Source organism: uncultured Abyssibacter sp., from assembly GCF_964000955.1.
In the GTDB taxonomy this organism is placed as follows: Bacteria; Pseudomonadota; Gammaproteobacteria; order Nevskiales; family OUC007; genus Abyssibacter.
In genome coordinates this window covers 1-8259 of the sequence record NZ_CAXFCL010000214.1, presented here as the reverse complement: position 1 = coordinate 8259, position 8259 = coordinate 1, and the positions used below count along the sequence as shown (strand labels likewise).

5 protein-coding genes are annotated in these 8259 nt (G+C 64.0%); all 5 read right to left on the bottom strand.

The annotated features are described in order from the left end of the window. Positions 1-1106 (bottom strand): hydantoinase/oxoprolinase family protein (locus tag ABNS06_RS10460; RefSeq protein WP_348674494.1); only part of this gene is annotated, 1106 nt, incomplete at its 3' end. A gap of 255 nt (positions 1107-1361) precedes the next feature. Further along, entirely contained in the window at positions 1362-2744 is a 1383-nt protein-coding gene (locus ABNS06_RS10455) for a DUF1329 domain-containing protein (protein WP_348674492.1), read from the bottom strand. A 170-nt stretch (positions 2745-2914) separates the two neighbouring features. Then, positions 2915-4990, bottom strand: a complete 2076-nt coding sequence (locus tag ABNS06_RS10450) for a DUF1302 family protein (protein ID WP_348674490.1) — start codon at positions 4988-4990, stop codon at positions 2915-2917. A gap of 91 nt (positions 4991-5081) precedes the next feature. Further along, positions 5082-6032: a YCF48-related protein gene (locus ABNS06_RS10445; RefSeq protein WP_348674489.1), complete on the bottom strand. Its 951-nt coding sequence runs from the start codon at positions 6030-6032 to the stop codon at positions 5082-5084. 1 nt (position 6033) lies between these two features. Beyond that, positions 6034-8259, bottom strand: a 2226-nt coding sequence (locus ABNS06_RS10440; protein WP_348674487.1) for an MMPL family transporter, incomplete at its 5' end; no start/stop codon positions are given.

Sequence of the window (8259 nt, the reverse complement as noted above, 5' to 3'; positions counted from 1 at the left end):
GTCGGGTCCAGCAGGCCCATCGCCAGGAACGCATCGGTGATCGTCGCCTGCGTACCACCCAGCCCGAAGCAGGCCGGTCCGGGTTCGGAGCCAACCGACTCCGGCCCGACCTTCACCCGTCCGTCGTCGGCGCGAATGATGGAACTGCCGCCGACACCGGCGCTGGCGAGGTCGCAAAGCGGCATGGAGATTTCCACGCCTTCGATGCGGCCGTAGTCCTCCTCGCGCACCTCGCCGTTCTCGACCACGCCCACATCGGTGGTGGTGCCGCCGATATCCATGGACAGCAGGCGCGGCAACTCGTAGTGCCGGGCCAGCGCCCGGGCGCCTTCCAGGCCACCGCGCGGGCCGGAGCTATAACTCTTGAGCGCCGCCGTGCGCGCGACGCGGGCGGAACCGCCATCGTTGCGAAAGATCAGCAGCGGGTTCTGCGCCTTTTGCGCCTTGAGCCGATGCTCGGCGGAGTACAGGAACCGCTCCATGGCCGGATGCAGGAAGGCGTTGAGCAAGGCGGTCCAGGCGCGCCGGGTGTCGCGGGCATCGTCGCTCAGTTCATGGGTGTAGAGAATCGGCACCGCGCCGAGCATCTGCGGCGGAAACTTGCGCAGCATGGCGTTCTTGAACGCCTTTTCGCGCTCGGTACGATCGGGCCCGGAGAACGCCACGACCAGGCGATTGGCCCCTTCGGACACCAGCCGGTTGATGGCGACCACCGCGGCGCGAATGCCGTTCTCGTCACCGCCGTCGACCGCATCGTGACGCGTTCCGATCAGGGTGCCGAACAACTCGCCCGCGCCGTCGCCGGCCTTCAGCGCATCGAGATCGAACTGGCGGTCGACCAGTAACCCGAGGCGGGGACCCTTGCGTTCGACCAGGGCATTCGTGCCCTGGGTCGTGGAATAGCGGATATGGTCGGCGGACAGCAGAAGGTCGAGAAGATTGGGTTTTCCGTAGATCTGCTCGGAAACCTTTGACAACCCCTCGAAAAGACACTTTGAAAGATCGAAGGGCGTGGTCAGTGTCTTCGTTCTCGTGACCTTCTCGCCATCGATCACGCAGATGTCGGTCAGCGTGCCGCCATTGTCGATATTGATCAGCGTGCCCATACAGCGTCTCCTCCTGATGGCACCGGGTGACTATCCGGTTGGGACGCGGTTCATGGCCGGCGGATCGTTGACGCCGCCGGTCGCCGCGTCTCTGTGTCCTTATGCTTCGAGTCTAGAAATCCGGATTCCCGGACGAGCTACCCACGCGGGTAGTTTTTGGGGTAGTCGCCCTCTGCCGGACAAGAAAAAGCCGGCCACGAAGGCCGGCTTCAATACGGGGGGACGTGCGGCTCCGATCACGGAGGCCAAGGTCGTCTACACCGTGCCAAGTCGTGAAATTGCGTTGGGGGTCAGGAACTTGTTGTAGACGTCGACACCGCCGGTATCCAGACGGGAGTCGTACCCACCGGCGCAGGTTCTGGTGTGATGCGTGCGCGACACGCGGTTCGCCTGAACGTCGTGGGTGATGATGTACTGCCAGGACCAGTCGGGATTGCCCTTCTCGTCCTTGATGACCTTGTCGCCATCCTTGTACTGGCTCCAGCCGGCCTGGAAGGACTTCCAGATGTCACCACGACGGTCGTAGGTCACGTAGGCCACGAACTGGTGGTTGCGCACGTCGATCCACACGCGCTTCTTGCCTACCGGTGCTCGCGGATAGCCCACCGGCTCGGCCTCGATGATGATGCACTCGGGGCACATGCTCCATTTGCTCTCGACGAAGGTCTTGCCCTTGGGCCCACCCTGCGTCGGCGCCATCCAGTTGTCGTCCTCGCCCCACCAGTTTCCGGTCACGGAACCCAGCATCGGCTGACGACCCACGATCTTGTAGTTGCCCCAGGTGAGCATGGGATCGCCCGCGGCCCAGGCATCGGACAGGAACCAGGTGATGCCCGGCAGCAGCGGTTCGAAGCGCTGGTTGGTCGGGAACTGACGCACACGGCGAAAGGCCGGCAGATAGCCGTGCAGATCCGGGTACTTGCGCTGGTCGTAATACCAGGTCGACAGGAACGATGATCCGGCGGTGTCGGTCGGCGCCGTGAACCAGACCGACTGCAGGCGCAGCAAATCCTTCTTGTTCTTGAACACGGTGCCGTCCAGGCGAGCCTGGACCTGCATTTCCGCCCAGACGAAGTCGTACTGATAGGTGGTGTCACCGCCCGGGTCCAGGTCCCACTGGCGAATGGCGTACTGGGCGTAGTCGTGACGACCCCAGGACAGCGTGAGATTCGAAATCGCCTCGTTGCCGTGCTGCGGATCAGTGAACGGCACGCCGCCAACCCAGGGGCTGCCACTCTGATCGTAGACGTTGCCGTCCTCGCCCAGCTTGGCCTTGCCCTTGTTGCGCAGCGTCGCGTCCAGGAAGGTGCTGTTGTACAGGTCGGCGACATCGGTGGCCGGCGCGACGATCTCGATCTCGCGCCCCTGCTCGGCAATCTGCATGTAGGTGATCGGATCGAGCAGTTCCTTCACATGCTCGACATTCGCCGCGGACACGCGATCTCCGACGCTGATCTTGCCCTTGGTGTAGGCCTCGATGGACAGCAGTTCATCCGGATAGGCCTTGCTGATGTCGCCGCTGTCGCTGTGCGCGACCATGGGCCACAACGGAGCCAGCACACCCGCCGACGCACCGAGAGCCGATTTTCTGAGCAGTTCTCTTCGACCGTAGTCGAAGTCGTATTTTCTGATTCTCATCTCTGTTTCCTCACTCGCACATTGGCTGGGGTGGATGGGTTGATGTGCTGTTCACAGTCTTCGCTGTTACGGGTTCACCCGCCCGAGGCCCGATGGGGCACCGCCAGAATCACCGTAGAGCCGGTGGCAGCCACCGGCACTACACTGACGGGTAGGTTTCGCATCCCGGATCAGAACTGGTAGGTCAGCCGCAGCGTGCCCTCGTCGGCCCAGTCCGCCGTGGACAGCAGCGTGTCGTTGGGGTTGCTGCAGCTGGCCATGCAGCCGTCGATGAAGGAGTAGAAGAACTCCACGCCGAGCGAGCCACTGGGCTTCCAGCGAATGCCGGGCTGGACCAGGATGCTGCCGCGCGTGTCGTAAAGCGTCGCGAAACCGATCCGGAAGATGTCCTGCGGGAACGGCTGCTGGAACGCGAAGGCCAGATAATCCGCGCCATCCACGCCATCGGGCGTCGACGTCCGCGAACCACCGTATCCGGACAGGTGGCGACCGAACAGATCATCCACGCTGCGGTGCATCCACTGGAACACGAAGTACGTCGCCGGGAAGCGGTAGCTGAACCGGTAGTACTTCTCCATGACCAGGGCGGTCACCCAGGAGTCCTCGACGATGTAGTTGCTGGGCGAGAGCGACGTGTTGGTGAAGGTGCGGTCAGGCGTGTAGCTCGCCTCCAGATTGATGATCAACTGGTCGAACACACTGCCCGGTTCCGCCGACACCACATAGCTGCCACCCAGGCCGAACACATCCTCCTCGAAGTACTCACGGGCGATATGTCCGCGGAACGCGTCATCAGCCGCGATGAAGAAGGTGTTCAGCTCGGCGTAAGCCTGCTCGTAGTTTTCCACCGGCGTGCCATAGGCATCCATGGATCCCTCGAACTCGCTGATGAGGGTGTTCACACCGGCGACGCCGTCGAGTCGGACCTGAGCCGCGTAGTCGAACCACTCGTCCGCCGAATAAACACCCGTGGGCGCGGCCTCCAGAGGCGAGTTGGCCAAGGCTTCGCCGACACTGCCAAATTGCCGCGTCGGGTCAGAGTTGTAGACCAGGTTGAACGAGCAGGCGACGGTACCGCAGGCCGTGCTGCCGCCGCCGATTTCATGCACCACGTTGGACTTGGTCCAGCGGAAGACGCCGTCCGGATTGTGTCGCCGCGCATAAACCGCCTGCCAGCCGAACTCACCGGCGTTGCCACGCAGACGCAAACCGAAGCTCAGTTCGTCGTCGTAGCCTCCTTCCTTGTAGAGGTCATGCACCGTGAACTGCGACGGAATCACGTTGTACTGCGTGTTCGGGTTGCCGTAGACCGAGGGCCGGAACTGCTTGACGTAGGAGTCCAGCAGAATCGAGTCGGTAACCTGATAGCCCAGACGGATACCCAGGGCCGGCACGCGCTCATCCGCGAACTCTTCCTGTGCGTAGTCCAGAACCGAGTGTCGACGAAGATCCAGTCCGTCGACGACATCCAGCACGCGGAAGAAGATGGCCTGCCCCCACGCAATCTGCATGTTGCCCGCTCGCAACGAAAGCGGACCGTTGCTGTATTCGAGCACCAGCGCCGGGAAGTCGATCAGGTAGTTTTCACCAGCGTATTCGAGCGGTAGCGGATTGCTGTCGCCTTCCACCCGGTACTGGAAGTAGTTGACGTCGTTCTGATAGAGCTCGGGATCACCGCCGACGATACCGGCCCCGTCGTTGATGTCGCGCAGCGACGACGCATCAAACTCCTCGTAGCCCCAGCCGCCGTCGTACACGGCGCGCATGCGAGCCGTGAGCTTCCAGTTGTTGCCGAAACGCAGCTTGGTCTCGAACTCGCCGCGCAGCATGTTCAGGTTCCAGTCGCTCTCGCGATTGGGAATCTCGGCACCACGGTCCGCGGCCTCGCTGGCATCCGAACCGAGCAGCGCCGGGAACTCGGTCCCCGGGTCACCCCAGTTCCAAAGCTCCGGCAAGGGCAGACCAAGACCACCCACAATCGCCGACGGCAGGCCGGGCGGCAGATAGGCCTGACGGTCGACCACCTGGGTGTTGTAGGTATTGCTCAGCTGGTTGTTGGGGTTGCCGCGCCCGACCGTGGAATATGCCGATTCCGTGCGCAGAAATCCGCCAAAACTGAAGTTGACGGCATCCCATACGCTTTCGTCGTCCGCGTGCGCCCCCGTGGTCGTCATGGCCAGGATTGGCATGGCGAGCCCTGCGAATAGCCGCTGGATGCATCGTCCAGTCGCGTCGGTCTTGATCATCGCTCTCCTCCTTCCACACTGTCGCCACGCGGCTCGGCGCCGACCTGGGGTGTCGGCATAACGGCCGTGGGGACTCTCGTTGTTCTCCGCCTCAAGGCGTGATTTTCAAGACGTGGCCACCCTGCCCCACCGCGACCACGCTGCTGCCCTCCGCGCTGACGGACCGGTCGAGACCAGCCAGCCACAACGCCCCTAACTCGTCCCCGGTGTGCCGGGTCCAGGTGCTTCCGCCATCCGCGCTGATTGCCATCTCGCGGATACCGGAGACATACACCCGGCCGTTGTCATCCGACCGGACGTTGAGCCAGACGACGGTTCCGGGCTCGGCCGTGGCCACCCAGGTCTTGCCGCCGTCCTGCGTCTTGAGAATCGTGCCGCTCTGTCCGACTGCGTACCCCACACCATCGGGTCGTAAATGCATGCCGAAGATCGATGCTTCGCCCTCGCGCAGGACCCGCCAGTCGGAATGCCCGTCGGGCGAGCGGAGGATCAGGCCAAACTCGCCGGCCACGGTCACCGCGCCGTTCTCGGCGATATCGACCGCGTATAGATGAGGCTCGAAGCCCTGGTCGGTGGTGGTCGACCAGTCAGGCGCCGCCGATTCCCAGGTCCGGCCGCCGTCATCGGAGACCAGCAGCGAACCGAAGGCTCCGACCGCCACGGCCCGCCCGTCCACCGTCAGCGCGACCTGCATCAGGCGCTCCTCGGTCGGGCTTTCCACCGCCCGCCATGACCCGTCGTCCTCGCGACGAAGAATCACGCCGAGCTGACCGACCGCCACGGCGTGCTCGCCTCGCAGCGCGACGCCGTTAAGCGCGAACTCGGTCGGCACGCCCGATTCCGTGGTCCAGCTCTCGCCGGCGTCTTCGCTGCGCAGAATCGTCCCCGCGGCGCCGACCGCCAGCGCGTTGGCGCCGTCGAAGTTCACCGAGAACAGCGCATCGTGGGCAATGCCGCGGTGGCGGACATCCGCGTTGACCGCGGCGGCCGGCGTCGCCAGGGTGACGGCCAGGACGGCGAGAAGAGTTTGGAGTCGGCGCATATCAGATCGCTCCCATGGCCATGGTGTTGTCGCGGGGCGCGACGTCCTGCTTGAAGTGCGACAGGTCGATGCTCTCGCCAACAATCAGGTCGGTCCGGGTCACGAAGCGCGGCTTGATCAGCCAGACCAGCAGGGGCAGCACGATCAGCGCGAGGGTCATGTTGATGAGCATGACCATGGTCAGCAGCAGCCCCATGTCGGCCATGAACTTCAGTTCGGCCAGGAAGTACCAGGGGACGATCGAGATCAGCATGATCGTGGCGGTGAACATGATCGCCTTGCCGGTGGTGCGCAGCGACACGGTGATCGCGCGGGCCCAGTCACCCTTCTGCTCGTGATACTCCTCGCAGATGCGGGACAGCAGGTAGATGCCGTAGTCGATCCCGACGCCGACGCCGATCGCGGCGACCATCATCGAGTTCACGTCCAGGCCGATGCCCAGCGTATGCATGGTCGCCTGCAGGCTGATGTTCGACAGGTTGACCGGAATCATCAGCACCAGCGCCGCCACCGGACTGCGGTAGGCGAAGGTCGCCAGGCACAGGATCACCAGATTCAGCAGGCCGATGACCGCCCAGTGATAGCGCTCCACCACGTAGTTGGTCGCCTGTTGCAGGGCGATGGTGCCGGTGCCTAGCCGCACCCGGAAGTCGTCAAAGTCGGTACCGATCTTGTCCACCGCGGCCTTGGCGCTGGCCAGCGCGGCATCCACCGTGTCCTGCTTGTTGTCCGGGTACCAGAGCGACACCGTGGAGTTCTGCAGGTTGAAGTCGGCGACGTGCGAGAACGCCTTGGAGCTGGTTCCGATCATCACCGCCGTCGCGGCCGCGTTCACCGCCTGGTCGGTCGGATCCACGGACAGCCACTTGGGATTGCCGCCTGAGAACAGCCGATTGCCCTCCAGCAGGTAGTCGCCGTAGGACAGCGTCGCGCGCGGCGCGTCCTCTCCGCTTTCCAGCATCCGCTGCAGGCGGAACGCCGTCATCACGGTCTCGGCCTGGCGGGCCACACGTTTCGGATTCTTCGGGTCCTTGGCCTCCAGCACGATTTCCAGCGTGTTCACGCCGGGAAAGTTGTTGTTGATCGCGCGGACGGCCTCGTTGAACTCCGAATCGAACCACAGCAGGTTCGACCCCTCCACCGGGTTGCCGATGCGTATCTGCATGGCCTGGTAGATCACGACCCCGCCCAGCGCCACCAGAACGATGGTGGTCACGCGGGCGCGGCCACCATGGGCCAGCGACGCCACGCCTTCCAGGAAAGACTGGAAGCGCTTCATGAACGGCGAAGCTTCGCCGCCCTGCCCGGTCAGCTTGTCGACGTTGCCGGGCTCCGGCAGCACGGACAGCAGCAGCGAGATCAGGAACACGCCGGTCGGGATCAGGAACAGCGCCCAGAAACCGCAGAACAGCGCGAAGCGCTCCATCGCCGGAATCGGCGCGATGGCGATGATGAAGATGCCGGCGATGTCGGTGATCATCCCGAGCAGCGACGGCGCCATCATCACGCCCATGGTCAGCTCCGCCGCCTTCTTGCGGTCCGGCACCTCGGCGTAGATTTCGTAGAAGCGCTCGGTGAACTGCACGCAGTGGGAGAAACTTCGCGCCACCAGCAGCAGCGGCACGATCATCAGCAGCGGCTCGACCGGATCACCCAGCAGCCCGGTGAGGCCGAAACCCCAGATCGCCGCCACGCCGCTGACGATGATCGGCGTGAGCACGCCGACCACGTTGCGCATGTAGAGCACCAGGAACAGCACCAGACCGCCCAGCGTGATCGCGAAGATCCAGAACATGTCCGATTCGTAGCGATACACCCAGCCCGTCAGCGCCGGCTGCCCGGCCAGATAGACGTCGTGATTGCCGTCACGCGCCTCTTCCACCAGGTTCTGAACGAACTCGAAGGCCACGCCGTAGTCGAGCTTGCTCTCGATGAAGGTGGCATTGATCAGCGTCGCGGATTCGTCGCGGGAGATGAGGAAGTCCGCCACGCCCGGCGACTTCCGCACCCGCGCCTTGAAGTTGGGGATGCCCTTGGGGTGGACCGGGCAGTCGATGATGACCCGGTCGGGCTTGAACTCCTCGATCAGCGAGGCGAAGGCCTCCTCTTCGAGGGTGTTGATGTTCCCGCCGTCGATGGCCTTCGCGGAGACCGAACGGAGGCCGTGCTCTCCCAAGGCCTTCAGCGGCTCGATGAGCGCCTCGCGCTTCTTCGCGGACAGGGCCTT